At 69.2% G+C, this 25,848-nt stretch carries 22 protein-coding genes and 1 pseudogene; 4 read left to right on the top strand and 19 right to left on the bottom strand.

The window, feature by feature from the left end:
- Positions 1-274: 274 nt before the first annotated feature.
- From Prubr_RS31775 to Prubr_RS31710, 14 genes and pseudogenes are all read right to left on the bottom strand, one after another.
- Entirely contained in the window at positions 275-565 is a 291-nt protein-coding gene (locus Prubr_RS31775) for a hypothetical protein (RefSeq protein WP_212818779.1), read from the bottom strand.
- Positions 562-1,339 (bottom strand): annotated as a pseudogene (locus tag Prubr_RS31770) (SUMF1/EgtB/PvdO family nonheme iron enzyme). Before Prubr_RS31770 ends, Prubr_RS31775 begins: the two are co-directional and overlap by 4 nt.
- 283 nt (positions 1,340-1,622) lie before the next feature.
- Positions 1,623-2,999, bottom strand: a complete 1,377-nt coding sequence (locus tag Prubr_RS31765; RefSeq protein WP_212818777.1) for a sulfatase family protein — start codon at positions 2,997-2,999, stop codon at positions 1,623-1,625.
- A 124-nt stretch (positions 3,000-3,123) separates the two neighbouring features.
- A complete protein-coding gene (locus Prubr_RS31760) occupies positions 3,124-4,053 on the bottom strand; it encodes a dihydrodipicolinate synthase family protein (RefSeq protein ID WP_212818775.1) in 930 nt (309 codons plus the stop codon).
- 28 nt (positions 4,054-4,081) lie between these two features.
- Entirely contained in the window at positions 4,082-5,737 is a 1,656-nt protein-coding gene (locus tag Prubr_RS31755; protein WP_246567922.1) for a glycoside hydrolase family 13 protein, read from the bottom strand.
- An 8-nt stretch (positions 5,738-5,745) separates the two neighbouring features.
- Entirely contained in the window at positions 5,746-7,458 is a 1,713-nt protein-coding gene (locus Prubr_RS31750; RefSeq protein ID WP_281425964.1) for a glycosyl hydrolase family 28-related protein, read from the bottom strand.
- 184 nt (positions 7,459-7,642) lie between these two features.
- Complete coding sequence (locus tag Prubr_RS31745) at positions 7,643-8,464, bottom strand: ABC transporter ATP-binding protein (RefSeq protein WP_212818771.1); 822 nt, start codon at positions 8,462-8,464, stop codon at positions 7,643-7,645.
- Positions 8,461-10,989, bottom strand: a complete 2,529-nt coding sequence (locus Prubr_RS31740) for an oligopeptide/dipeptide ABC transporter ATP-binding protein (RefSeq protein WP_212818769.1) — start codon at positions 10,987-10,989, stop codon at positions 8,461-8,463. The genes Prubr_RS31745 and Prubr_RS31740 overlap by 4 nt, the downstream gene beginning before the upstream one ends.
- Positions 10,990-11,059: 70 nt before the next feature.
- Positions 11,060-11,944: an ABC transporter permease gene (locus Prubr_RS31735; protein WP_212818767.1), complete on the bottom strand. Its 885-nt coding sequence runs from the start codon at positions 11,942-11,944 to the stop codon at positions 11,060-11,062.
- Positions 11,941-12,867 carry an ABC transporter permease gene (locus tag Prubr_RS31730; RefSeq protein WP_212818765.1) on the bottom strand — a complete coding sequence of 309 codons (927 nt, stop codon included), beginning with the start codon at positions 12,865-12,867 and terminating at the stop codon, positions 11,941-11,943. Before Prubr_RS31730 ends, Prubr_RS31735 begins: the two co-directional genes overlap by 4 nt.
- A 56-nt stretch (positions 12,868-12,923) precedes the next feature.
- Entirely contained in the window at positions 12,924-13,229 is a 306-nt protein-coding gene (locus Prubr_RS31725; protein WP_212818763.1) for a DUF6385 domain-containing protein, read from the bottom strand.
- Between the two features lie 61 nt (positions 13,230-13,290).
- A complete protein-coding gene (locus Prubr_RS31720) occupies positions 13,291-14,223 on the bottom strand; it encodes a DUF6772 family protein (RefSeq protein ID WP_212818761.1) in 933 nt (310 codons plus the stop codon).
- 52 nt (positions 14,224-14,275) lie between these two features.
- Positions 14,276-15,922 (bottom strand): sialidase family protein, encoded by a 1,647-nt coding sequence (locus tag Prubr_RS31715; protein WP_212818759.1) that lies wholly within the window; start codon positions 15,920-15,922, stop codon positions 14,276-14,278.
- A 55-nt stretch (positions 15,923-15,977) separates the two neighbouring features.
- The gene (locus Prubr_RS31710) at positions 15,978-17,057 is read right to left on the bottom strand and encodes a LacI family DNA-binding transcriptional regulator (protein ID WP_212818757.1); all 1,080 of its coding nucleotides are present in this window, start codon (positions 17,055-17,057) and stop codon (positions 15,978-15,980) included.
- Positions 17,058-17,251: 194 nt separating this feature from the next.
- Here Prubr_RS31710 and Prubr_RS31705 point away from each other — a divergent pair, with 194 nt between their 5' ends.
- Together Prubr_RS31705 and Prubr_RS31700 are read left to right on the top strand one after the other, a co-directional pair.
- The gene (locus tag Prubr_RS31705) at positions 17,252-18,799 is read left to right on the top strand and encodes an arylsulfatase (protein WP_212818755.1); all 1,548 of its coding nucleotides are present in this window, start codon (positions 17,252-17,254) and stop codon (positions 18,797-18,799) included.
- Between the two features lie 261 nt (positions 18,800-19,060).
- Positions 19,061-20,020 (top strand): acetylxylan esterase, encoded by a 960-nt coding sequence (locus Prubr_RS31700; RefSeq protein ID WP_212818753.1) that lies wholly within the window; start codon positions 19,061-19,063, stop codon positions 20,018-20,020.
- A gap of 117 nt (positions 20,021-20,137) precedes the next feature.
- On the opposite strand, the gene Prubr_RS31695 is transcribed toward Prubr_RS31700, so the two are convergent.
- From Prubr_RS31695 to Prubr_RS31685, 3 genes are read right to left on the bottom strand one after another with little or no spacing between them, the layout of a single operon-like run.
- On the bottom strand, positions 20,138-20,749 hold the full coding sequence (locus Prubr_RS31695; protein WP_212818751.1) for a hypothetical protein: 612 nt from the start codon (positions 20,747-20,749) through the stop codon (positions 20,138-20,140).
- Positions 20,746-21,420: a response regulator gene (locus Prubr_RS31690; protein ID WP_212818749.1), complete on the bottom strand. Its 675-nt coding sequence runs from the start codon at positions 21,418-21,420 to the stop codon at positions 20,746-20,748. The genes Prubr_RS31695 and Prubr_RS31690 overlap by 4 nt, the downstream gene beginning before the upstream one ends.
- Positions 21,417-22,685, bottom strand: a complete 1,269-nt coding sequence (locus Prubr_RS31685) for a sensor histidine kinase (protein ID WP_212818747.1) — start codon at positions 22,683-22,685, stop codon at positions 21,417-21,419. Before Prubr_RS31685 ends, Prubr_RS31690 begins: the two co-directional genes overlap by 4 nt.
- Positions 22,686-22,809: 124 nt before the next feature.
- On the opposite strand from Prubr_RS31685, the gene Prubr_RS31680 reads away from it, so the two are divergent.
- Both Prubr_RS31680 and Prubr_RS31675 read left to right on the top strand, forming a co-directional pair.
- Complete coding sequence (locus tag Prubr_RS31680) at positions 22,810-23,577, top strand: ABC transporter ATP-binding protein (protein WP_212818745.1); 768 nt, start codon at positions 22,810-22,812, stop codon at positions 23,575-23,577.
- On the top strand, positions 23,574-24,455 hold the full coding sequence (locus Prubr_RS31675) for a hypothetical protein (protein ID WP_212818743.1): 882 nt from the start codon (positions 23,574-23,576) through the stop codon (positions 24,453-24,455). Before Prubr_RS31680 ends, Prubr_RS31675 begins: the two co-directional genes overlap by 4 nt.
- Positions 24,456-24,760: 305 nt before the next feature.
- Here Prubr_RS31675 and Prubr_RS31670 read toward each other — a convergent pair whose 3' ends face one another.
- Positions 24,761-25,480: a methyltransferase gene (locus tag Prubr_RS31670; protein WP_212818741.1), complete on the bottom strand. Its 720-nt coding sequence runs from the start codon at positions 25,478-25,480 to the stop codon at positions 24,761-24,763.
- Positions 25,420-25,767, bottom strand: a complete 348-nt coding sequence (locus Prubr_RS31665) for a methyltransferase family protein (protein ID WP_212818739.1) — start codon at positions 25,765-25,767, stop codon at positions 25,420-25,422. The genes Prubr_RS31670 and Prubr_RS31665 overlap by 61 nt, the downstream gene beginning before the upstream one ends.
- Between the last annotated feature and the right edge of the window lie 81 nt (positions 25,768-25,848).

The raw sequence follows: 25,848 nt of genomic DNA, 5'->3' as shown, positions 1-25,848 counted from the left end.
TCAGCGGCATGCCCTGTGGTCACACAGACTATGGATCTCCGAACCGGACTAGCCACGATCGACCGAGTCTGGTCCTGTCTCGTCGCCCCCGTCCTTGCGCCCTCACGCTGATCGAGTCCACGACCGCCCGGGACCAGTCGATCTCGGGCCGTCGTCGAGGTGCAGCCGCGTGTCCCCGTGCCGCCGGAGCGTGGTCACCGCGCCGGTGACGGCTTCCGGACATCCTCGAGGGGCATCTCCGCCGGGTTGGGCAGCGTCTCCCGGCTCGGCGAGATCATGACGATGGGTACCGAGGGATGGGCGTCACGGATCGTCTGGACGAACCGGACACCTGGCCGCCGAGGATACGAGGGCCGAAGCTCCCGCGCACGTACACGTTGATGGCCAGACACAGCGAGATCAGGTCCGCGGGGTGCTCCGCGAGCGCCCGGGCGGTGATCGGGTCGTCCGGTGGCAGCCGCCACGGCCGCCAGTCGCCGTTCTCCTTCTCCGTCCAGGCCAGGCTTCCGGCCAGACGCCGTTGGCCGCCGGCGCCAGCTGGATCGCCTGTGATGACGATGGTCACGGCCAGGAGCCGCCCTTGACGACTCGGCGGGGAAGTCCGGTGTTGCTGTCGAGGCTGCTCCGGAGGTCACCGCCGCGGGGGTTGCGGCGCGGGTCCGGGCGCGCGCAGCAGGACGGCGTGGGCGCCGGGTGGCGGGCCGTGTAGAGGTCGCGGGTCCACTCCCACACGTTGCCGCACACCTCGTACAGCCCGAACCCGTTGGGCGGAAGGACTTCACCGGTGCTGTGCCGTGAAAGCCGGCGGGTGCCAGGTTTCCCAGGGGAAGCGCCCGTGCCAGGTGTTGGCCAGGATCTGCCCATCCGGGGTGAACTCGTCGCCCCAGGCGTAGGACGCACCGTCGAGTCCGCCCCGTGCCGCGTACTCCGACTGCGCCTCGGTCGGCAGGCTCTTTCCGGCCCACCGTGCGTACGCGAGCGCGTCGGCGTAGGCGACCTGGACCACCGGGTGGTCCTGCCGGTCCTCGACGTCACTGCCCGGCCCCTCCGGGTGCCGCCAGCACGCGCCCGGCACGAACCGCCACCACAAGCGGTAGTCGGTCAGGTCGACCGGTCCGTCCGTGCCCTGGAAGACGAGCGCTCCGGGCAACAGGTCGGCCGGGTCGACACCGGGGTAGCTCGCCGGGTGCGGCGCGCGTTCGGCCACGGTGACGTGTCCGGTGTCGGCCACGAACTCGGCGAACTGGCGGTTGGTGACCGCGTGGACATCGGCGAGGAAGCCGTCGACGTGGACGGGGTGGGCCGGCCGCTCCTCCGGATAGTGGTCGTGCGAGCCCATGGTGAACTGCCCGCCGGGAATCCAGACCATCCCGGGCCGTGCTTCGGCCGACGTCATCGTGACTTCTTCCAGATCCGCGCTCATCGCTCTACGAGGAGCTGCTCGGCGGTCGCCTGGTGCGTGATGAACGTGTTGACCACGCCGGTGCAGGGGTGGTGGCGTGGCGGCGGTTTCGTGCCGTCCCGAAGGTCACCGCCACCCGCCGCAGTATGGCCATGAGTGGCTCGAAGGTCGGCGCTGGCGTGCGCTCGACGGCGGGGCAGGGCGGCGGGTGGCGGCTGCGTCACGGATGATCCATCCCGTGCTGGAGCGCATGCATCGCCTCAGCGTGCGCGGGAGAACGCACCGGACCGGTGAGTAGCGGATCGTCGACCTCAGCCAGCCATCCGTACAAGGTGGCGAGCAGTGTCACGCGGTCGGCAGCATACCGCGGGTCGTCCACCACATTGAGCATCTCGTACGGATCAGTATCGAGGTCGTACAGTTCGGCGAGTGGATGGGTGGCGACAAGCGAGCTCGGCGCCACGCGTGGCGTACAACGCCGGTGCCACGACTGACTTCCGTCCATTATGGAGGGTGCGGAGCTGAAGTTGACAATGAGTTTCCGTGAACCGGTCCGCGCACACCGGCGTGGGTCGTAGTAGTCGTGGTACGTGAGCTGACCAAAGATCGCCGGGTGAGGCCGGTGCGCAGTCCCCCTGATGGCCGGCACCTGGCTGATGCCCGCCATATCGGCCGTGACGGGCAGTCCGAGCGCGTCGAGCAGTGTCGGCACCAGATCGATCCCGGAGACGAGGTCGGTGACGGTCCGACCGCCCTGCCAGCCGAGCGCCGGTGCCCGGGCCAACAGTGCAATCTCCAGTCCCGGGTCGTAGAGGGTGCATTTCGCTCTCGGTAGCGCGAGGCCGTGGTCGGTGACGAAGAGCACGATGGTGTTGTCGGTCAGGCCCAGGTCGTCGAGCTCGGTCAGAACACGGCCGACGCAGGCATCCATGTACCTCACCGCGCCCTGCAGTTCCGCGACCTCCTCTCGCGCGCTCGCGTCGTCGACGAGATAGCCGGGAACGGTGACTCCGCGTTCGTCGTACGGCGACATGTGGTCGCCGATGAAGCCCATGACGCCCATGGGGTCCCGGTGCCCCGGCAGCCGGTGCGGCTCGCGGAAGCCGACCTGCAGGTAGAACGGCTGGTCGGCCTCGGCGAACCGGGCCAGCCGGTCGATCGCCCGGTCTGCCACGATCTCGCCCCGGCCACCGGTCTGTACGCCGTCGAAGCCGAGCCGACGGGCGACTGCCTCGTCGGGAAGGACGCGCGACTCGTGCTGTACGCCGACGAGCGAAGTGACATACCCATGGTCCTTGAGCAGACGTGCCAGATGGCGCTCGCCGGGCAGCAGGTCCCAGCCGAAACGCGCGTGTGTCAGACCGAGGACCCCGTTCTGCTGTGGGAAGCGACCCGTGAACAACGACGCCCGCGAGGGACTGCACTGCGGCGCGGTGCTGAACGCGCGGCTGAACATGACGCCGGATGCGGCCAGTTGGTCGAGGCATGGCGTGTCCACGGTGGGCACGCCGTAGCAACCGAGGAAGCGGCCGAGGTCGTGGCAGTGCAGGAGGAGCACGTTGAGGCGGCGACCGGGCATGTCGATGGTGTGCGGCATTCAGACCGCGCCGCCAAGGACGACGTTCCTGGACACGGGCCCCGCCGCCGCGACAGCACCTTCCGCGCGGCCACCGCCCGGGCTGCAACCCGCACTCACCCGCCCGACCCCACGTCGGCGCTTCTCATCGCGAACCACGGCCGGCCCCCGTACGGCTGGGAGGTAGCTCATGGGAACGCAGCCGCGTGGCCAGGTCGGCCGCGGCGGCCCGGTCGGCCGGGGGCAGCGGACCCCACGGCGTGCGGGGACGACCGGCATCGGGCCCCAGCTCGTTCATCAGTTCCTTGATGAAGCCGACACCACCGTGGCGACCCGCCGCGTCGGCGATCTCCCGGAACGGGCGGTGCAGGTCGAACGCAAGCTCATACTCGCCGCGGTCGTGGGCGTCGGTGACCTGGTGCGCGATCGGTGCCAGACCGTTGTACAGGCTGCCGATCACCGCCAGCGCGCCGAAGGACAATGCCGCGGGCAGCAGCTCGTCCCGGCCGAAGTAGACGGTGAGGCCGTCGGCCGCCTCCCGGACACGGTCGTACTCGATCAGGTCCCCGTCGGTGAACTTCACGCTGGCCAGCGTCGGGATCGCGGCCGCGGCCGCGGCCACTATCGCGCTCGGTGCGTGCGTCGACCCGGTCATGCTCGGAATGTGGTAGTAGCACAGCGGAGTCGTCGGCGCCGACGCGGCGACCATCGTCAGGTACCCGACGACAAGATCGACCGTTGGCGCCTGCCCGAAGTACGGTGCGACCGCGGCGATGAAATCCACCCCGAGGGCCTCCGCCTGCGCCGCCAACTGGCGTACCTGGTCCGGGTCGGTGCCGCCGACGTGCAGCGCCAGGCCGAAGCCAGCTGGCCGGGCCCGCGCCCAGGCCTCGGCGATCGCCATCCGCTCGGCGGTGGACAGTGCCGGGAACTCTCCGGTCGTGCCGTTGACGAACGCACCGTGCACTCCCGTCGACGCCAGGTGGGCGGCCTGTGCGGCGATCACCGACACGTCCACCTGCCCCTGTGCGTCGAACGGGGCTGGTGTGGCAGCCCAGATCTCAAGCCGACTCATCGCGCCGCATTCCTTTCCTTGGTGTGGTTCACGCAGGGTTGTACTCAAGATCCAGCCAGACCGCGCCGTGCGGAGCGACCAGCCCCTCGGCGACGGCAGTGTCCGTGGCCAGCAGCACGCGGCCGGCCAGCGGGATCGGCGCTGGCGTCGATCCGAAGTTGACGACGCAGCCGAAGCCGGGCGAGCGGGTGAACGCCAGCACGTCGTGCGGAGCGTCGTGCCAGCGTACGTCGCTTGCCCGGGCCGGGCCCGGGTGAGTGCGGCGCAGGCGCAACGCCGCGCGGTAGAGCTCGAGGAACGACGAGTCCTCGCCGGCCTGCGCCGTCGCCGCGTGCGCGCCCCAATCAGCGGGTTGGGGGAGCCAGGCTCCGTTGTCGCCGAATCCGTACGACGGGCCGTGGGCGGTCCACGGCAGCGGGACCCGGGCGCCGTCCCGGCCCCACCTGCGTCCCCCGGATCGGGTCCAGATGGGGTCCTGTCGTGCGTGTACCGGGATGTCGGCGTCGGCCAGTCCGAGTTCGTCGCCCTGGTAGATGTAGACGCTGCCGGGCAGGGCGAGGGTCAGCAACGCGGCGGCGCGGGCGCGCCGGCGCCCCAACGGTTCGTCGACGGGGCCGAGTTGCGGGCCGGCGACGCCCGGGCGACGGCGGGTGTCGGCCCGGCCGTACCGGGTGACGACGCGTTCGACGTCGTGATTGGACAGTGCCCAGGTGGTGGGCGCGCCGACCGGGGCGGTGGCGGCGATCGCCGCGTCGATGGCGGTGCGCATGCTATCCGCGGTCCACGCCGATTTGATGTAGTACAGGTTGAGGGTGGTGTGCAGTTCGTCGGGCCGGACGTAGCGGGACAGCCGGTCGGAGTCGTCGAGCCACGCCTCGGCGGCGAACATGCGCGGCGGATCGTAGGAGTCGGCCAGTCGCCGCCAGTCCCGGTAGATGTCGTGGACCTCGTCACGGTCGCGGTGTGGATGGTCGGGGCGGGTGAGGTCGGCGAGGAACGCGCCGTCGGGGTATCCGAGGTCGGGTAGTCCGGGTGCCTTGACCAGGGCGGTGGCGACGTCGATGCGGAATCCGTCGACGCCGAGGTCGAACCAGTACCGCAGGATGTCCTCGAACTCCGCGCGCACCTGTTCGTTGTCCCAGTTGAGGTCGGGCTGGGAGGCGTCGAACAGGTGCAGGTACCACTCGCCGGGCCGGCCGTGGTCGTCGACCCGGGTCCAGGCGGGGCCGCCGAAGACGCTGAGCCAGTCGTTGGGTGGGCTTTCCCCGCCGTCGCGGCCGGCGCGGAAGTGGTAGCGGGAGCGCTCCACCGATCCGGGGGACGACCGCAGGGCCGCCCGGAACCACGGATGTTCGCTGGAGGTGTGGTTCGGGACGATGTCGAGGATGACCCGGATGTCCGCCGCGTGGCATTCCTTGATGAGTTGGCGGGCTTCCTCGACCGTCCCGTAGCGGGGATGGACGGCACGATAGTCGGCGACGTCGTAGCCGGCGTCGCGTAGTGGCGAGTCGAACCAGGGTGTGATCCAGATGGCGTCGACGCCCAGCGCCGACAGGTAGCCGATCCTGCTGCGTAGCCCGTCGATGTCGCCGATCCCGTCGCCGTTGCCGTCGGCGAAGGACTGGATGTAGACCTGGTAGATCACTGCGTTGCGCCACCACGTGGCCGTTGTCGTGCCGTCCACCGTGCCCCCTAGTTGATCGCGTTACCCAGTGGCAGGCGCAGCCACGAGTTGCCGTCCGACATGGCCAGGCAGGGTTTGCCGCCGTGGCCGTTGCTGATGTGGATGAGTGCGCCGGCGTTGCCCGCGGCGGGTGGCAGGGTACTGACGGTGTACGGGTGCAGCCGGGTGGCGTGGGTGTAGACGGTACGGATGTGTGCCGCCTGGCTGCCGATGTCGCGGGCGTTGTTGGCCGGGGGAATCAGTCCGGCGACACTGGCCTGGAAGGCGACGACGTCGTTCGTGCTGTTGGTGGAGCAGAGCAGATTGGTGGCGGCCGATCCGGAGGCGTTGACGGCGACCACCTCGACACCGCCCTTGACGCCCGGCCCGGAGCCGGCGGCCAGTGCGCCCTCGACGAGGTAGCCGCCGTAGCTGTCACCGCCGGCGATGCCGGTGGCGGCGGTGCTCACGACGCGTACGGCGGCGTCCTTCGCGGCGGCCACCTGGAGTTTGTTGAACCGGCCCGGCTGGGACTCCACGTAGGAGTCCGGGCTGATGGTTCCCGCGGCGACGAGTCCGTTCTGGTCGAACGTGTTGCCGACCACGTTGGAGTCGCGGAGCGTCCCGGTGACGTTGACGGCGGGTAGCCCGTTGGGGTTGGCCGACACGACGTTGCCGAGGAAGGCGAGCCTGGTGGCGTCCGCGGCGAAGTGTACGGCGCCGTGGCCGGTCACCTTGACGTGGTTGAAGTTGTCGAACGAGTTGTCGGTGATGCTGACCTTGTCCACGGACTGGTCGAACCGGATGGGCGAGGCGCGGACCCAGTTGAACGAGTTCGCCGAGATGGTGACGTTGCGGGCCGCGACCGCGCTGGTGAAGCGGATCGCGTAGCGCGGCGGTTCGTGTGCGCCGGGGTTGGTGTCGAACCCGCCGATGATGTTCCCGGTGATCGTCAGGTTGTGGCCGCCCGCGTCGATCTGGATGACTGCGTCGCCGGTGCCGTTCTCGACCACGTTGCCGCTGATCGTGGAGTTGGTGAGGCTGCCCCGGAACAGCCGGCGGCCGATGTCGAGCAGGTTGTTGCTGATGATGGCACCGCGGAAGTTGCCGTCCGGTGCACCGTTGAAGATGATGGCGTCGAAGTTGGAGTGGAAGTGGTTGTCGGTGATCAGCCACTTGCGCAGGCCGTAGGGGAGCAGGTGCACACCGCTGCCCTGGACGCCTTCGGTGGGCCAGGAGACGACCACCCCGTTGGTGCAGACGGCGACCTTGTTCTTGGTGAACAGGAAGCCCCGCCCGACGCTCTCGACGGCGGTCTGGAAGCGCAGGAACGAGCACTCCACGATGGTCACGTCGGTGTCGTCGGTGTTGGCCCTGCGGATGACGTGGATGCCGACGTTCCTGGCGGTCTTCACCGGCGCGTCGAACGCCACACCATGGATGCCGCCCAGCGAGGCCTCCCAGCGGATGCCGACGCCGTCCTGGTGGAAGGTGATCTTCGAGGGCTCCTCGCCGAACATGCCGTACCCGCGTAGCACGAACCGGTTGAGGTGCGCCCCGGGAGTGTCGTACTCGTGGTCGCCGACCACGATGGTCGAGGTGACCTTGTAGTTGCCGGGCGGGAGGACGACGATCTTGTTCAGCTGGGTGCGGGCTGCGTTGATGGCGGCCTGGATGGCGGCGGTGTCGTCGGCCACACCGTCGCCGACGGCGCCGAACTGCTGGGGGTGAGTACGGGGGATCCGTCGGCGTTGACCAGGCTCGGTTGCGCGTGTGCGGGTTCGCCGACCGCGAGTGCGCCGAGGCCGGCGGCACCGGTGGTGACGACAGCGGATCGGATCATCGTGCGGCGGTTGATTCGGTCGGTCACGCGTCCTGCTCCATTCGGGGGATTGGTATGGATGGGACCGGTGGTGCCGGGATGGGTCAGCCGGCCGCGTCGAGGTCGACGGCGGCCGCGAGGAGCTCTCGGGTGTAGTCGTGCCGGGGTGCGGTGAACAGCGTCTGCACCTCGGCGTTCTCGACGAGTTCGCCGTGGCGCATGACGAGGACGCGGTCGGCGACCTGCCGGACCACGCCGAGGTCGTGGGTGATGAACAGCATCGACAGGGATCGCGCCTGGCGGACCTTCACCAGCAGTTGCAGCACCTGTGCCTGGACGGAGACGTCGAGGGCGGAGACGGCCTCGTCGCAGATGAGCAGCCGTGGGTTGAGGGCGAGTGCCCGAGCGATACTGACCCGCTGGCATTGCCCACCGGACAGCGCGGGCGGGCGTTTGCCGGCGACGTCGGGGTCGAGCCCGACCTGGGCGAGCAGGTCGACGACGGCGTCGCGGCGGCGGCGGGGGTTGCGGCGCACGCCGTCCGGTGCGGTGTCCGGTTGTGCCTGCCAGGCCTCGGCGATGCACGCCTCGGCGGACAGGCGGGGGTTGAGCGAGGATCGCGGATCCTGGAAGACCATGGCGATGGCGCGCCGTGTTCCGCGATTGCCGGTCCGCCGCTCCAGCAGGGATTTCCCGTCGTAGTGGATGGACCCCGAGGCTGGTTCGGCGAGCCCGACGACGGCCTTGGCGATGGTCGACTTGCCGGAGCCGGATTCCCCCACCAGGGCGACCGTCTCCTGTGGTGCGACGTCGAGGGTCACGTCGCGTACCGCGGTGATCGGGGTACGGCGGCCGAGGCCGCCGCTGCGCGGACCGGGGTATGTCACGGTGAGATCCCTGATCCGTAGGCCGGTGGCGGTGGTCACTGCAGGTCCTCCGCGAAGTGGCAGGCGCTGAGGCGTCCCGGCGCCACCTGTCGCGGTGCCGGCACCTCGGTCCGGCAACGGTCCTGGGCACGGGGGCAGCGCGGGTGGAACGAGCAGCCGGCGGGTCGGTCGAACGGGTTGGCCGGGCTGCCCGGCAGGGGGTCGGCGATCGCGGTCTGCCGGTGCACCGATGGGACGCTGTGCACCAGGGCGTCGGTGTAGGGGTGCAGCGGCTTGCGCAGCACGGCCTTCGCCGGTCCGCTCTCGGCGACCCGGCCGGCGTACATGACGACGAGGTCGTCGGCGACGTGCGACATCACCCGCAGGTCGTGGCTGACGAGCAGCATCGACAGGTGGTCCTCGTCGCGCAGTCGGGCGAGCAGGTTCAGGATCCGGGCCTGCACGGTGACGTCCAGCGCGGTCGTCGGCTCGTCGGCGAGGAGGATCTTCGGCCCGCCGGCCAGGGCCAGGGCGATCATGGCGCGTTGCCGCATCCCGCCGGAGAACTCGTGCGGGTAGGCTCGGACGCGGTTGCCCGCGTCCGGGATACCGACGTGGTCGAGCAGTTCCACCGCCCGTTCGCGGGCCAGACGGCGAGGCACTCCTCGGCCCCACAGGATCTCGCTGACCTGATCGCCGATGGTCATCGTCGGGTTCAGCGCCGTCGACGGGTCCTGGAACACCACGGAGATCTCGCGCCCCCGGACCTGCCGGATGCGGGTGCGGCTCGCCTGAAGCAGGTTCTCGTCGCCGAGCAGGACCTGCCCGTCGAGTACCGCGGTGTCCGGTGTGAGCCCGACCAGGGCCATCGCGGTGAGTGACTTACCGCTGCCGGACTCGCCGATCAGGCCGGTGGTGCGTCCCGCCGCGATGTCGAACGAGACGCCGTCGACGACGGCGGCCGTGCCGCGGGGGCCCGGCAACCAGATCGACAGGTCCCTGACCCGCAGGCTCCCAGCCGGCTGGGAGCCTGCGGACAGGCGGGTGGACATCGCCGCCGTCGCGCTCGTCGGTGGGCGCTTGTCAGTCATCAACCGAGACCGTGTTGAACGACGGCTGGCCTTCGGGGTGGGGGCGAGCCCGGAGATGCCGGCCCGGGTGGCGTAGACGTTCTTGACGAACATGGGGTACATGCCGACCGCCTCGTTCCAGATCAGTGCGGTCGCGTCGGCGTACGCCTGCTTGCGTACCTCCTGGTCGGTGGAGGTGTTGGCCTTGTTCAGCAGAGTGTCCAGGTCCGGGTTGCAGTATCCGGTGCGCTTGGCCGCGCACGGGTAGAGCCGGCCGAGGTTGTACGACGCGTCCAGCCCGAGCGTGCTGACCTGCTGGATGTTGATGTCCCAGCGGAGGGCCAGCAGGTCCTCGGTGTAGACGGCCTGCTCCTTCTGCAGCGCCTCGGCCTTCACCCCGATGGCGGCCAGATCGGAGACGACCGAGTCCACCCACTGCTTGAACTGTGCCTGGGAGAAGTGGAAGCGCAGGTTGGTGTTGAAGTCGAATCCGGCGGCGGTGAGGGCCTGCTTGGCCGCCTGCGGGTCGTAGCCGACCGGGGTCTGTGGCGCGTAGCCGAACACCGAGGGGGCGAGCACCGAGTCGGCGGGTTGGCCGCTTTCCGGGTACAGCGCCTTGATGATTTTGTCGAAGTTGACGGCCTGCCACAGGGCGCGGCGTACCTCGGCCTTGTTCAGTGCCGGCGTGGAGGCGTTCATCCACATCGTGATGACGGCGCTTCCGGTGGCGTCGACGAACTTGATGTCGGAGTTGCTTCGCAGTTGGGTCACCTGGTCGTCGGGGATGCCCCAGATGATGTCCGCCTCACCGGTCTGCAGAGCGGTGACCTTGGCCGCGACCTCGGGGATGGAGCGGATGGTCACCTGGTCCAGCTTCGGCTTGTCACCCCAGAACTTGTCGTTGGGCACCATGACCAGGTCTCCGCCGGGCGTGAACGACTTGACCTTGAACGGGCCGGAGGTCACCGGCGTGTCCAGGTAGCTGTCCGCGGTGGCGCTGGCCGGGGTGATCCGCAGTCCGGTGAGCTTGGCCAGCAGCGCCGGGTCGGGCTGGGCAGGTTTGAATGTCACGGTGGTGTCGGTGGACTCGACCGCGACGTTGACGAAGTTCGCCGAGAACGGGCTCTTCGCGTCCACGGTGCGGGTGAACGAGGCCGCGACGTCCCTACCGGTCAGCGGGGAGCCGTCGGAGAACGTGATCCCACCCTTCAAGGTGAAGGTGAGCTGAGTGGCGGTGTCGTCCGACTCCCATTTCTCGGCGGCGATCCCGCGGAACTCTCCGGGGCCGGTGGTCTCCAGCAGAGGGGCGTACAGCTGCAGCGATGCGAGGCTGGTGCCGCCGTCGATGGCGAGCTTGCCGTTCGGGTCGATCGACTCGATCGGGAACTGGCCGGCCACGACGATCTGCCCGCCCTGGCCTGTGCCGCCACCGGAGTCGTCGGAGCCGCATGCGGCCGTGGTCGCCAGGGTTAGAACCGCGGTCGCCGCGAGGGCGGCGCGCCGAATGGACCTCATGGTCGTACTCCTAACTGTGCTGCGTTTGTCGTGAGGGTGGGTGCGGTGGCGGCATGGATGCCTCGGCTCGTCACTGCCGGCGGCTGACGTGGCGGGTGAACCGGTCTCCGGTGAACCCGACACTGATGACGAGCAGCGCGAGGGCGATGCCGGGGATGGCGGAGATCCACCAGGCGCTGGCGAGGTATTCCTTGCCGGCGGCGATCGTCTGTCCCCAGGAGACCGACGACGACGGCAGACCCATGCCGAGGAAGCTCAGGCTCGCCTCGGCGAGGATGGCGCCGGCGAACTCGGTGGTGGCCAGCGCGAGGGTGGGCCCGGCGAGGAACGGCAGGATGTGCCTGGCCACGATGGTGCGCCGGGGTACCCCCATCACGACCGCCGACTTGACCCAGTCACGTTCGCGCAGACTCATCGCCATCGACCGCGACAGCCGGGCGAAGCCGACCCAGTTGGTGACGCTGAGCGCGATGACGACGATGGCCAGGCTACGGGCGAAGACGCCGGCGATGACAATGGCCAACAGGATGCCCGGGAACGCGAGCAGCACGTCGATGATGCGCGAGACCACCAGATCGGTGATGCCGCGCCGGTAGCCGGCGAACGTGCCGACCACCGTGCCGACGAGGCCGCTGAAGAGCACCACCAGCAGTCCGATGGTGATCGACGTGCGGGCGCCGTACACCATCTGGCCGAGCAGGTCGCGGCCGAGGGCGTCGGTGCCGAAGATCGCGGTGGTGCCGTCGCTGGTCACCGAACCGGGGCTGAGCAGCCGGTCGTCGAGGTTGCCGCGTACGGGGTCGTAGTCGACGATCAGCGGGCCGAGTGCGCCGACGAGTACATACAGGCCGAAGACGACGATGGGGACGGCCTGCAGGGCCCGGCCCGGCCTGGTCCGGGCACGCTTCGCCGGCACCGGTGTGACCGGGCTGTGCGTCAGCTCCATCGTCGTCATGACGCCGCCGCCCGGATGCGGGGATCCAGTTGGGCGTTGAGGACGTCGGTGAGCAGGTTCAGCGTCACGACAATGAGCGCGATGAGGACCGTGGCGCCCTGCACGATGGCGTAGTCGCGGTTGCCGACGGCGTTGACCAGCAGCGACCCGACGCCCCGCCAGGCGAACACCTGCTCGACGATCACCGCGCCGCCCATCAGTGTGCCGATGTGCAGGGAGACGATGCTGACCACCGGGATCACCGAGTTGCGTACGGCGTGCCGGGCCAGCACCGCTCGCTCGGACAGTCCCTTCGAACGGGCGGTCAGGATGTAGGGCTCGCTGGTGACCTCCGCCACGGTGCTGCGGGTGATCCGCGCCACCAGCGCGATGAACGGGATGGCCAGGGTGACCGCCGGCAGCACGAGATGCTTCACCTCCCCGGATCCCGCGCTGGGCAGTATCCGCAGGGTCAGCGCCATCAGCAGGATCAGCATGATGCCCGACCAGAATGACGGAAGCGCCTGCATCACCAGCGTGATTCCCGAGATCGCCCGGTCGGCACCCCCGCCCGGCGCGCGGCCGGCGAGAACGCCCAGCAGCGGCCCGATCAGCAGCGCCAGGGCGGTCGCGGTCGCGGTGAGGAGGAGGGTCGCCGGGAAGCGGTCAAGAATGACCGTCATTGCCGACTCCTGGAATCGGTACGACTCGCCGAAGTCGCCGGTGACGGCGTCGCGCAGGTAGCTCAGGTACTGCACGAACACCGGGCGGTCGAGGCCGAGCTGCTCGCGCAGTGCCTCGACCTCTGCCGCGGTGGCGTCCGGCCCCAACTGGACGGTGGCCTGGTCGCCGGGGGCGAGCCGCAGGATGACGAAGGTGAGGCTCAGCGTCCCCCACACGGTGAAGACCATGAGGCCCAGTCGTCGGACCAGTCGAGATAGCATCGGTGTCCCTCCTCCTCTCTGTCGCTATCGGACCCGAGGGCTTGGCCGCCCGCGGGTCATCCCTTGAGGGCGATGTGGACCAGGACGGTCGCCGGCTGTTGCTCCGTCGCGCCGGTGAACGCCAACCGCAGCCACCCGCCGAAGTTCGTCAGTTCGATCGCGGCGATCTCCTCGTCCGCGGCGATCTTTCGAGGGTCGCCCCGGTTCACCCAGTGCAGGCCGTCCGGCGAGATCTGCGCCTGGACGGACAGATCCGGGTGGTCTCCTTCGACCTGGACGAAGAAGACCGCCTCGCCGGCCCAACCCGCCTCGTAGGGATGGGTGGTGAAAGTGGCGGTGATCGGGACACGGCGTTCGATCACCGACGTAGCGAATGTGAGCACGAAGGACCTTTCCCAGTGAACGGCGGTGAGTCTGTGGTGTTCAGTCCGTGGAGTACACGACGGAATCGAGGAAGAGATTCACGCTTCGATTCGTGTCGGTCTCCACGAAGAAGATCGGGTTGATCAGGTTGTTGATGTTCTTGTACGGCTCGGTGAGCGTCGGTGCCAGGCCGCGCAGATCGAACGTGCGGTCCATGCTCTGCATCTCGACGTATTCGCGGCGCCGGTAGTCGATCAGGAGCCGGAAGTACAGCCAGTTGATCTTGTCCGGGCTCTCGTTGTAGAGCAGGTCCTGCTCGCCGTCGGGCACCCACTGGAAGGCATCGGCCGAACCGTCGGGGTAGCGGCGGCCGTACCACAGGTTGTCGACCCCGGGACGCTGCCAGCCGTCCTCGCGGCCGTAGCACCAGTCCTTCTTCGTCACCCCGTCGGCGACCCGCCAGTACTGCCACTTCTTGGTCAGCGTGCCGTTGACGGAGTTCACGTAACGCACGCCCGGCATCCAGCGGTACTGCGGGTCCTGCAGGTCGAAGTAGAACCCGAACGCGCGGATGTCCTCCTCGCCGAACCCGAGCCGGTCCTGCTGCGGCGTGTAGGCGTACCACGCCTCGATCTGGATGTAGCGCATGGTCGGGTCGAAGGCGGACAGCCGCTTGAGCACCACGCCCATGCTGCCGTTGGCGGGCTTCTGCTCGTACCGGTCGGCCACCGGCCTGGTGGACAGCTTGAGTGAGTACGTGCCCTCCATCGACCCGTGCGTCGCGGCGAACCGCATCGGCGCGGCGCTGAGCATCGACGGTGCCCAGCTCGCCAGATCCACCTCCGACGGATAGTGCCGGTAGTCGGCGTTGACGAAGTTGGGTGTCAGGTCCAGCCAGCCGTTGAAACCCTTGTCGAAATCGTCGTAGGTGACGATGTTGCGCAACGGCTTGAACTTCTCCAGGCCGCGCTCGTACTGAATGACCTTCTGCACAATGCCTCCGTGGCGATAGTGAGATGTGCCGGGTGGTGGTGGTGACGTTCTGCTAGGCCCTGCCGGGCGGGACGAGACTGATCGAGTCGACCTGGAAGGCGTACGTCCCGCCGTCGCGACCCGCGCCGACCGCGATGAACTCGACGCGCACCGGACGTCCTGGACGGACCTTGACCGGCCCGAGGTCGACGTCCAGGAACGGGTTGCCGGCCGACGTGGCGATCACGCCACCCCGCCGGTGGCCGTCCACCGTGACGACGACGTCGCCGGCGGCGCCCTGCGCGGCACGGAAACGGCACCGTAGCGAGCGGCGACCGGAGACCGCCGGCACGATCGTCACGGCGTACGCGTCACCGTGCGCCGCCGCGGGCACGTGCGCCACCGCCGAGCCCTCCGCCGCCGGGTCCAGGACCATCGGCGACCGCGGGACCGTCGTCTCGGCACGCAGGCCTTCCACCTGGTGGTGCTCGCGCAGCCGGAGCGGCCCGCGGCCGACGCTGTCGCGGCCCTTGGTGAGCCAGGTCAGGTCGAACCGGGCCGCCACGACGTCCTGCGTCGCGACTCCGGTGGCGCCGAGTCTGCTGTAGAGGACGAGGGCTGTGGCGTCGTCCAGCCAGACGATGTCGGAATAGCCGGCCCGCGCCGGGTCGACGACGCGTCCCCACGACCACGACCGCGTCCCGTCGTGGCTGACCCGCGCGTACAGGGTGTTCCGGTCGGTACCCGCGACGGGACTCGTGTAAACGACCCGCTCGACACGGTGCCGGTCGACCCTGGAGGCGAGGCCGGCCCCGATCCCGGCGTGCGGGGCGGTGTTCGTCTCGACGGCGGCCGCGGTGAAGGTCCGGCCGCCGTCGCGGCTGACGGCGACGGCGCGGCTCGTGTTGCTCACCCCGCTGGCCAGCCTCGAGTTGACGATCACCTCACCCGTGGCGAGCTGCGCGATCCGCGCCTCGTTCAGGCCGAGCCCGGCAGGGTCCGGCACGATGCCACCACGCGCCCAGGTGCGGCCGCCGTCGTCGCTGTAGACGACACTGGCGTGATAGTCGCGTTCGGCGGCGGGCAGGCTCAGGGGCCGCCGATGCCAGACCTCGACCAGCAGCCGTCCGTCGGCGAGCTGGATGCCCCGGCCCGGCCCGGGCAGGTGGAACGTCCACCCGCGCCCGTCCGCGGCGAACAGGTCCGTCAACTCGACCGGGTCACTCCACGTCAGGCCGTCGTCGGTCGAGGATCGCCGGAACACCCTTGAGGAGCTGCCCTGGTCGTTGAGTGCGTAGAAGAGGGTGACGCGACCGGTGCGCCGGTCGGTCACCGGCGTGGGGTTCGCCCAGGCCCCGTCGTCGTGATGTTCGAGGTACAGCGTCGGACCCCAGGTCCGGCCGCCGTCCGTGCTGCGCCGCAGGACCAGGTCCTTCGGTCCGGCGTCGTCGCTGGTGCCGACCCGTGCCTCGCTGAAGGCCAGCACCGTACCCCTCGGTGTTGCCTCGACGGCGTGCACCCGGAAGTCGACATACCCGTTCTCGCCCCGGGACCACAACACCGTCCGCTGGCAGGAACCGTGTGCGTCGGCAACCCGGCGGTGCGGGCCCGCGCTGCCGGCGGCCGGTGCCGCCAGGGTCACGGCGGCCGCCGTGCCGATCCCGGCGGCGATTGCCTGGCGCCGGGTGAACAACCCCGGTGCCGTTGTGCGCTCTGTCATCGTGTCACTCCCGTCGAGGTGCGCATGAGAGGCGAAGGTGAGATGTCGCGGAGACTCATCGGCCGGCCCTGCCCGCGGGCGCCTCGGACACCGAGTCGCCCGGGACCTGAATGCAGTCCAGGTACACCTGCCGCTGCGCGCCGGACTCGCTGTCGAGTAGTTCGAGCAGGAGGCGGACGGCTTCCCGACCCATCTGCTCCCGGGGAATGCTGAACCGGGTCCAGTCGCGGTTGGCCGTGTGGACCAACGGCGGATCGCCGAGCAGGACCACCGAAACGTCCTGCGGGATGCGCGCGCCAGCCTCGGTCGCCGCCCGCTCGACCGCGACGATCGCGCTGTCCTCCTGGCTGTGCTCCACGATGATTGCCGTGACGCCGTCGGCCAGCCACTGCTCCAGCCGGGCCCGGGTGATGTCGGCGCCAGCCGCGTCGGGACGCGGTGGATGGACCACGACGTGCCCGTGCGGGATGCCGGCGGCGTCCAGTCCCTTCCAGAAGCCCGCCTCGCGGTCCCGGAGCCATTCCGTGTCCTCGGTCCCCTTCAGGTAGGCGAAACGTCGGTGTCCGTGGCGTACCAGGGACTCCACCGCCGCGCGTGTGGCGCCGACATAGTCGGCCGCGACGTAGGACAGTTCCTGCCCGGGCACTTCACGTCGGCCGATGAAGACGAAGGGGAAGTCCTCGCGCAGTAGCTCGGTCAGGTCGTCGTGGTGGAGGCGACGCCCGAGCAGGACGCAGCCATCGGCCAACTTGAGCCGGTTGACCCCGCCGGCGTATATGCGCCGGTCGGCGCCGGCGGTGGCTGAGCTGAACAGCAGCAGGTCGTAGCCGTACTCGGCGGTGGCCTCCTCGACGCCGAGCAGGAACGGGAAGTAGAAGTCCCGTTGGTTCACCGGGAAGACCGGCTCGAAGGTGAACACACCGAGCAGCCGGTTACGGCCGCCCTTGAGGCTGCGGGCCACCGAGTTCACCGCGTAGCCGAGCTCGGCGGCCGCCTCCAGCACGGCCCGCCGGGTGTGCTCGGCGACCTGCGCGCTCGCCGGCCCGCCGCTGATCACCAGCGACACCGTGGCCTGGGACAGGCCGAGGTGACGCGCGATGTCCACCTGTGTGGGTCGTCGTCGCTGCGGCGTCATGTCCAGACTCCCTGCTTGATACGTATGAAGGCGCCGGTGGGGGAGGGTGTTTAATACGTATGAATTGGTTGGGCCGGAACGTTACAGAGAGATTTCATCCCCGTCAAGAGATCAAACTTGACCTGGATCGGCCTGCTCGCGGACGCGCTACGCTCCTGCCCCACCAGCATCGACGACGCCCAAGGAGGCACACCATGACCCGGCCGAACATCGTGCTGATCGTCGCCGACGACATGGGGTACTCGGATCTCGGGTGCTATGGCGGCGAGATCCGCACGCCCAACCTGGACCGGCTGGGGCGCTGCGGGACAAGGATGACGCAGTTCTACAACACGGCGCGGTGCAGCCCGTCCCGCGCCTCCCTGTTGACCGGGCTGCACCCGCACCAGACCGGCATCGGCATCCTGGCCAGCCCCGGCCGCGCCGGCGGGTACGACGGCGACCTCAACGACCGCTGCGTCACCATCGCCGAGATACTGGCCGACGCCGGATACGCCACCAGCCTGTCCGGGAAGTGGCATCTGAGCGCATCGGTATGGAAGCCGTCCAACTCGTGGCCGACCCGGCGCGGATTCGACGACTTCTTCGGTACGCTCAGCGGCTGCGGCAGCTACTACGATCCGTCGACGCTGCGTCGCGGGGAGGCCGACGCGGGCGCCGAGGCGCGCGATCCGGCCTTCTTCTACACCGACGCGATCACCGATCACGCGGTGGGATTCATCCGCCGGCAGGCCGACGCGCAACGTCCGTTCCTCGCCTACGTCGCCTACACCGCGCCACACTGGCCACTGCACGCCCCCGAGGAGGACGTCGCCGGGTACGACGGAGTCTACGACGCGGGCTGGGACGAGCTGCGTGACCGCAGACTGCAGCGGCTGCGTGCCGAAGGCCTGCTCGGTCCGGAGTCATCACTGTCCACCCGGGACAGCACTCAACCGCCGTGGGAAGCGGCGCAGCACAAGGCATGGGAGGCGCGCCGCATGCAGGTCTACGCGGCCCAGATCGAGCGGATGGACCGCGGCATCGGCCGCATCCTGGACCAACTGGTGGCATCCGGAATCAACGACGACACCATCGTGGTGTTCCTGTCGGACAACGGCGGCTGCGCCGAGACGCTGCCCCTCGGTGCTCCGGAGGAGTTCCGCGCCAAGCGGGAGATCGTCCCGCCGGCGACGCGGGACGGTGCGCACCTACGCATCGGCAACGAGCCGACCATCGACCCGGGACCGGAGGACACCTATGCCAGCTACGGTGTCGCGTGGGCGAACCTGTCCAACACCCCGTTCCGCCTCTACAAGAGGTGGGTGCACGAGGGCGGCATAGCGACCCCGTTCCTCGTGCACTGGCCCGCGGGTGGCCTCGCCGGTGGACACGTCGTCCGGACGCCCTTCCAGCTCACAGACGTACTGCCCACCCTGCTCGACGCCGCCGACGTGGACTATCCCAGGGAAAGTCGGGGACGTGAGGTGCCGCCGCCCGAAGGGCGCGGCATGTTGCCAGCCCTGCGGGGAGCACCGGTGCCGGACGCGACACTCTTCTGGGAACACCTCGGCAACGCCGCCGTACGCCGAGGGCGGTGGAAGCTGGTCAGCGAGTATCGCGGCCGATGGGAACTGTACGACATGGACGGCGATCGCTCCGAAGTAGACGATCTGGCCCATCGGCATCCCGGACTCGTCACGGAGCTGGCCGCCGAATACCAGCACTGGGCGCGGCGGGTCGGTGTCCTACCGCGTTCTTAGCCTGAATCCACCGATCGACCCTGAGCTGTAGTTCTTCCATCCGGTGAGCAGGGCCGAGGTGGCGTTGTGGCCGACCCGTTCCCGGCGCGGCGCTTCACCGTCCTGGACACGGCCCACATGGTGCCAGCCATCTTGGTGAGCGCCGGTCCGGGGGTGGCCCGACGCCGATCCGCCCAGCCGGCGGATCGGTTCCCTGCCCTGCTCCGCAGGGTTCCGTTTCCTCCCCTGCTTGAAGGCCGGAGTCTCCACGAAAGGAATCCGATGAACCAGTCTCGGATCCACGCTCACGACCACCCCTTCGATCCGACGCACGGGTACGACCTCGGCGAGCTGCTGGCGATCCAGCCGCCGCCTGCCCCGCCCGATTTTGACGCGTTCTGGCTCCGCACGTACGACTGCGCCCGCGAGGTCGACGTCGCGCCGCAGGTCGGCGCGCTGACGGCGACGTACCAGGAAACACGCGTTTTCGACGTCAGCTACACGACGCTCGGCGGGCTGCGTCTCGGTGGTTGGCTGGTGCTGCCCGACGGGCCGGTGGAACGCGGGCTCGTGGTCGGTCACGGGTACGGCGGCCGCACCGCACCCGGTCTGCCGCTGCCGTTGGCGGGCACCGCGGCGATCTTCCCCTGCGCGCGGGGTCTCGGCGCGCGCAGCCGCGTCGACGGCATCCCCGATGTCTCGGCGCGGCACGTCCTGCACGGCATCCAGACGCGTGACCGGTACGTGCACCGCGGCTGCGTGGCGGACGTCTGGTGTGCCGCCTCGGCGCTGCTGCGGCTGGTTCCGTCGGTCGCGGGGCGGCTCGGGTACCTCGGCGTCAGCTTCGGCGGCGGGATCGGCGCCCTGGCCCTGCCGTGGGACGACCGGTTCACCGCGGCGCACCTGACCCTTCCCAGCTTCGGCCACCACCCGCTACGGCTGACCATGCCGTGCACCGGTAGCGGCGAGGCGATCCGCCGACACCACGCCGCACACCCCGAGGTGCTCGACGTGCTCCGCTACTTCGACGCCGCCACCGCCGCGACCCGCATCACCATTCCCGTCCAGGTAGCCGCCGCACGGTTCGACCCCGCGGTGCCGCCGCCCGGGCAGTTCGCGATCCACAACGCCCTTTCCGGACCGCGCGGCCTGGTCGTGCTGTCCACCGGGCACCCCGGTACGGCCGCCGACGAGCAGGCCCTGCTCGCCGCCCAGAGCGACTTCCTGGCCGCGCACCAATGACCCGGCGGGGCAGCGGCGACCGGGGGCGGCGCCTGCCACCAGACACCTCGGGACAGTCCCCACGGGTCGTCTCATCAGGGGGAGGTGCGCACGCTCCACCCGGTGGCGCCCGTCCAGTCAGGGCTCTTTGCTGACGCGGTGCCAGACGTGTACGGGGCGGCGCTGGCGTACGCGTGCGCGGCTGAGGCCGACAATGCCGACGATTACGCCGATCATGCCGATCAGCGAGAGGGCGATGCCTCCTGCGGTCCACCAGGCGAGGGGGCCGAAGACCGCGGAGAGGTGAAACGGGGGCGCGGCGACGACATCCACGTCTGCCTCGCACGTAATGGTGTACTCGCCGTGTGCTGTGGCGGTGACACGGCCGAATGATTCGTAGCGTGTTCCGCTGACGAGGGTGTTGAGGGTGCTGGCCGGTTCGTAGGTGACGGTTGCCTCCACGCCGTTGCCCGTGTGTGCCCGGCATGTCTGGTGGTCGGCGTGTTCGAGGTCGGCGACCGGGGCGAGAAGGAACACGGAACTTCCCGGGTCGAGTTCGACGGTTCCGGTCGGGGCGAGGCGGGTGGTGCTGTCCGCATAGCTGAGGGCGCTGGGGACGAGGGCGAGACTGCCCACGAGCACGCCGAGAACGGGACCGCTGATCGTCAGAATCGCGCCGAGGATCAAGGCGATGATCGCTCCCGTCCGCGACCGCGCCCGAGCCGCGGACGGCGGGGTCGGCCGGGTCACCGTGTGCTCGTCTCGTCGCGGTGGTTCCAGCGGGGGTTCTGGTGCGCCCAGATCGCGGCCTGCACACGGTCGCGCACGCCGAGTTTGGCGATTATGCGAGAGACGTGCGTCTTTACGGTGCCGACCTCCACGAACAGGGCCTCGGCGATTTCGGCGTTGCTCAACCCGCCGGCGAGGGCGGCGAGCACATCACCCTCTCGCGCGGTGAGATCCGGTATCGGTGTGGGCGGTGTGGCGGCGGGTCTCCGGCGGGCGAACTCGCGGATCACCCGCCCGGTCACGGCGGGAGACACGAGCCCGTCTCCGGCCGCTGCCGCGCGCACCGCGAGAGTGAGGTATGCGGGGTCGGTGTCTTTGAGTAGGAACCCGGCGGCCCCGTTCTCCAGCGCGCCGAATACATACTCATCGAGGTCGAACGTCGTGATGACCACGATCGGAATCGGCTGCTCGGTGTCGGGGCCGGCGAGCTGGGCGGTCGCGGTGAGTCCGTCGCCTCCGGGCATGCGCACATCCATGAGCACCACATCGGGCCGCAGCGCGAGGGCGCGCTCGACGGCTTCGCGACCGTTGGATGCTTCGGCGACGACCTCGATGTCGCCGTCGAGTTCGAGGAACGTGCGCAGCGAACGGCGAATGCTGGGCTGGTCGTCGGCGATGAGGACCCGGATCATGGCGTCTCCCCGGTGACGAGAGCTTGGTCGGTACGTGCGGAACTGGGCAGGTGGAGCGAGACCAGCCAGTCACCGTTCGGGGCGGGAGCGGCCTTGAAGCGCCCACCCAGGAGCCCGGCGCGCTCGGCCGCTCCGATCAGCCCGTAGCCGGTGCCCAGAGGCCGGGCTTGTTCCGCAGGGGGTGAATGATCCCCCATGTCCTTGTTTCCGGTGGGGTTCGTGACGGTCAGCCGCACGCTGCCACCATCGGCGTCGAGGTCAACCGTGACCGGTCGCCCTGGCGCATGGGTGTCGGCGTTGAGAAGTGCTTCTTTCAGCACACTGAGCGTGGTCGACGCGGCCGCGTCCCCGACGTGGGCAGGGACACGGATGTGAGCGTCCACGGTGATTTCACGTTCGGTGACCAGCGTGTCGATGAGGTCGCGTGCCGCGTCTTGCAGAGGCGCCCGATCCGGGCCGTCGCGGTCCTCCTCGCGGAGAGTGCGGACCACGGTACGCATGTTGTCCAGGGCGCGGGCGGTCTTCTGCTCGACCTCGGGGAGGATCGGATCATCGCTGGTCATCCGCAGCGCGCGAATGGACAGCAGCACGTCCATGACCTCGTGCGCGGCGAGGTCGTGCAGGTCGCGGGCGAGACGGTTGCGCTCCCTCGCGACGGCCTCGGCGTTCAGCGCCCGTGAGCGTTCCTCGATCAGTCGGGCACGCTCAGCGGCATCGCGGGCGCGCTGTCGTTGGAGGCGGAAACCAAAACCAAGCGCGAAGCAGGCGACAAAGAAGAATCCGAGGTCCAGTGCGACCAGCCCGACCGCCGGCAACGCGATCTGCTGACCGCTACCGATCGCGAGGCCCAGCTTGACCGCAACACTGAGCACCCATCCAGCGGACACGGTGACGAGAGCGGTCCGCAGCGGCGCGTAGGAGGCGACCGCGTAGACGCTGAACCATAACGGCAGCGTGAGCCCGCCGTTGCCCGCGTGTCCAAGCATCAGAGAACTGGCCACGAACACCAGCAGCACCCCGCCAAACACCACCAATGGGTGCCTGCGATGCCACCACAGAAGCCCGGCTGTCAGCGTGTTCACCACGACGAAGACGGCGTACGTCCACAAGGCGCTGATACCGGGCGCCGCCGCAGCGGTGATGAGGGTGTGAATCGCCCATAGATACAGTGCGCCGGTCATCACTCCGAGACCGCCGACGGCCAGCACAGCCGCGGCGTCCTGCCGGGATGCGCCGACGCTGCCGATGGAAGGTGACGAAGCCATGCACTCATGATGCCCGCGGCGGTCGAGAACCTGCCTCTGTCGCTCGACAGATATTCCCTGGCGGACGGCGGAATCTGTCTTCCGACAGATGTGCGGACACCGCCCACCCCCGCACGCTGGGCGCATGACAGCGTACGCCGACACCGCGCCAGGTAGCACCGGTCTTCCCATCTCGATCCACGGCCTCGGCAAGAGGTTCGGCGACCGCGACGTCCTGAACGACGTCTCCTTCACCGCCCGGCCGGGACGAGTGACCGGATACCTGGGGCCGAACGGGACCGGTAAGACCACCACGATTCGTATCCTGCTCGCACTCACCGCCGCGACCACGGGCTCCGCCACCTTCGGCGGTCGCTCCTACCGGTCGATCCCACGCCCCGGCCGAACGGTCGGCGTACTGCTGGAGAACGCCGGTCTGCATCCGGGCCTGACCCCGACCAAGCAGCTCCGCATCGCCGCCGCCGCAACCGGCACTCCGAGGTCGAGGATCGCCGATGTGGTGGACGAGGTGGGGCTGACCGAGGTCGCGAACCGCAAGATCAAAACCTTCTCGCAGGGCATGCGTCAACGGCTCGGCCTCGCCCTGGCGCTGCTGCCCCAACCGAGCACGCTGATCCTGGACGAACCCGCCAGCGGCCTCGACCCCGAAGGCATTATCTGGATGCGCGGCCTGCTACGCGACTACGCCGCCCGGGGAGCCACGGTGCTGGTGACCAGTCACGTCCTGGCTGAACTGGAGCGGTTCGCCGACGACGTGGTCGTCATCGGCGGCGGACGCATCCTGGCCCACACCGCCCTCGACCGCCTGCCGGACGGCGTCGACCTCGAGACCTTCTACCTCTCCACGCTCCACACGGCCGGTGCCGCCACCAGGCAGGAGACCCAGGCATGATCGCCAGTGAACTGCTCCGCGTCCGCTTCTCCCTCGCCGCGAGAATCATTCTCGTTCTGGCGATCGCCGAGACCGTCTTCATCGGGCTGCTCTTCACCTTCCTGCCCTCGCTCATCGACGGACTGGTCGCCCTCAACGGCGTCATTCCCAACGCCACCCAAGCCGACCAGCTCGACGCCGACCAGCTCGACGCGCTCAACCTCAGCACCCCGGCGATCCAGGAAGTCCTCATCGACCTGCTCGGCAACTCCGGAACCGGGATCGGCTTCCCCGCCATCGCGGCCCTGCTCCTGGGCGCTCTCACCATCACCACCGAGCAACGGCGCGGATCGCTCACCGTCAGCGCCCTCGCCGAGCCCCGTCGGGCGCGGCTGTTGCTCGCAAAGCTGACCGCGCTCGCCCTGACCGTGGTCGCCGCAGCCTTCGTGCTCATCGTCGTCCGCGGGCTCATGCTCACCGCCGGGCTCGCCGTCCAGGGTGAGCCGTTCCTGCTTGACACCGCCGCCGTGTTCGGGCTGTGGGGGCGCGGAGCTCTCACGCTGGTTCTTTACGCCGGGGTCGGGTTCGCCGTCGGCCTGCTCGCACGCAGCCCGGTCGCGGTGATCCTCGTGCTCGGCTCCATGATCATCGTCGAGAGCATCGTCCGCCCGATCACACTGTTGATCTTCGGCGCATCCAATCCGACACTGTTTCTTCCGTTCGGGCTCGTACCCGACATCAGCGGAACCAATCCGCTCGCCGCCCTCACCGGCACAACCGTCACAACCACCGGGGTCACACCGACGGTCGCGGTCCTCGTCCTCGCGGTGTGGACGCTGATCGCCACCGGGACGGCATCGGCGCGATTGATCCGCACCGACCTACCGGACCGACAGTGATGCGCAGACCAGGGCTGTCAAATGTGTTCAAGACGCTGCTTCCTGAGCTTTCCTCGCTGGTCATCGATGAGGTGGTTGACCAGGGTCTGGTCGTAAGGTTGGTGGCGCGGACGCCGGAGTCGGTGGCGGCGTGCCCGCGGGGCCGGCTCCGGCGGCGCTCAGCGTGGATGACTTCGCGCCGCGCCGCGGCCGACGGTACGCGACGTTGCCGATCGACGCGGTCGCCCACCGCCGCGCCTCGTAGATCACCGATAGCGACCACCGTTTCTGCGCCAGAGCCGTTCGTTTCACGTGCCGCTGCCGTATCAGTCGCGTGGCGTCGCGATCAGAGCGACCGCCTCCATGGGCAACTCGGCTTTCCGTTCGATCTCCAGGCCGGCCCGGTTCAGCAGTGCGGTGATTCGGTCAATGGTGCGGTGCCCGCCGCCCGTGGTCATCAGCAGGTGCAGATCCCACAGCGCGGGCAGCACGGTGGGCTCCTCATCGTCGACGAAGCGGTCGAGGAGGAGGAGTCGCGAAGAGGAGTCGGCGAAGGCGCGGCGGCAGTTCTCGAAGGCCTTGACGACCGCCTCGTCGTCCCAGCCGGCCAGAACCCGGCAGAGGATGTAGACGTCCCCGCCCTTCGGGACGTCGGCGAACATGTCGCCCCCGACCAGTTCGACACGGTCGAGTCCGACAGCGGCGGCCAGGTGCTCACCCGCCTGGGGCAACATGTGTTCGCGGTCGAATAGCGTGCCTCTGGCATCCGGTGCGGCGCCGAGGATCGTGGCGAGCAGTTGTCCGCCCCCTCCGCCCACGTCCACGACCGTCTTGCCGGAGAAGTCGAAGACCTCGGGCACCTGGTGGAAGAACATGCTCGCGGCGTTCAAGGTGTGCTGGAATCGTCGGGCGGTGGCCGCGTCCTGACCGAGGTATTCGTAGAACGGCCGGCCGTAGGCGACCTCGAACCCCGAACTGACCGTGCTTATGGCGTGGTGGGCGTGTCCCCAGGCGGAGTAGAACTCCTCGCCGTAGAGCAGGCACATGTCGCGCAGGGACTGGGGCCGTCGAGCAGCGCCGCGCTCACCTCGGTGTTCCGGTAACCGGTCGACCCGTTGCCCTCGAAAACGCCCATGGCCACCAAGAGGCGCATCAGGCGTTGAATGCCCTCTTCGTTCACCCCGGCTGATTCGGCCAGTTCGCTGCGGGTGGTGCGGCCGGCCTCGACATGATCTGGTAGTCCGAGTTTGACCGCGGTGTAGAGGGCCTGTGCCCGCCATCCGCCGGTGATGATTTCGACCACGTCCCGAGTGGCCTGCAAATTGAATGTCATTTCATCCCGCCAAACCGGATTGCATCAACAGTGGTCACTGTATCTCAGGGGTGAGTATCGATGGAAGGCTTCCGGTGCGCC

The organism is Polymorphospora rubra (assembly GCF_018324255.1).
GTDB classification, from domain to species: domain Bacteria; phylum Actinomycetota; class Actinomycetes; order Mycobacteriales; family Micromonosporaceae; genus Polymorphospora; species Polymorphospora rubra.
Note: the sequence above shows the minus strand (reverse complement) of the source record. Positions and strands in the feature narration are given on the sequence as shown.

What these genes read in the sequence shown, in the direction of transcription:
- Prubr_RS31735 (WP_212818767.1), bottom strand. Translation starts at nt 11,944, where the DNA reads ATGACGACGATGGAGCTGACGCACAGCCCGGTCACACCGGTGCCGGCG.
- Prubr_RS31760 (WP_212818775.1), bottom strand. Translation starts at nt 4,053, where the DNA reads ATGAGTCGGCTTGAGATCTGGGCTGCCACACCAGCCCCGTTCGACGCA.
- Prubr_RS31715 (WP_212818759.1), bottom strand. Translation starts at nt 15,922, where the DNA reads ATGACAGAGCGCACAACGGCACCGGGGTTGTTCACCCGGCGCCAGGCA.
- Prubr_RS31710 (WP_212818757.1), bottom strand. Translation starts at nt 17,057, where the DNA reads ATGACGCCGCAGCGACGACGACCCACACAGGTGGACATCGCGCGTCAC.
- Prubr_RS31740 (WP_212818769.1), bottom strand. Translation starts at nt 10,989, where the DNA reads ATGAGGTCCATTCGGCGCGCCGCCCTCGCGGCGACCGCGGTTCTAACC.
- Prubr_RS31675 (WP_212818743.1), top strand. Translation starts at nt 23,574, where the DNA reads ATGATCGCCAGTGAACTGCTCCGCGTCCGCTTCTCCCTCGCCGCGAGA.
- Prubr_RS31670 (WP_212818741.1), bottom strand. Translation starts at nt 25,480, where the DNA reads ATGTGCCTGCTCTACGGCGAGGAGTTCTACTCCGCCTGGGGACACGCC.
- Prubr_RS31665 (WP_212818739.1), bottom strand. Translation starts at nt 25,767, where the DNA reads ATGACATTCAATTTGCAGGCCACTCGGGACGTGGTCGAAATCATCACC.
- Prubr_RS31705 (WP_212818755.1), top strand. Translation starts at nt 17,252, where the DNA reads ATGACCCGGCCGAACATCGTGCTGATCGTCGCCGACGACATGGGGTAC.
- Prubr_RS31680 (WP_212818745.1), top strand. Translation starts at nt 22,810, where the DNA reads ATGACAGCGTACGCCGACACCGCGCCAGGTAGCACCGGTCTTCCCATC.
- Prubr_RS31730 (WP_212818765.1), bottom strand. Translation starts at nt 12,867, where the DNA reads ATGCTATCTCGACTGGTCCGACGACTGGGCCTCATGGTCTTCACCGTG.
- Prubr_RS31690 (WP_212818749.1), bottom strand. Translation starts at nt 21,420, where the DNA reads ATGATCCGGGTCCTCATCGCCGACGACCAGCCCAGCATTCGCCGTTCG.
- Prubr_RS31700 (WP_212818753.1), top strand. Translation starts at nt 19,061, where the DNA reads ATGAACCAGTCTCGGATCCACGCTCACGACCACCCCTTCGATCCGACG.
- Prubr_RS31685 (WP_212818747.1), bottom strand. Translation starts at nt 22,685, where the DNA reads ATGGCTTCGTCACCTTCCATCGGCAGCGTCGGCGCATCCCGGCAGGAC.
- Prubr_RS31765 (WP_212818777.1), bottom strand. Translation starts at nt 2,999, where the DNA reads ATGCCGCACACCATCGACATGCCCGGTCGCCGCCTCAACGTGCTCCTC.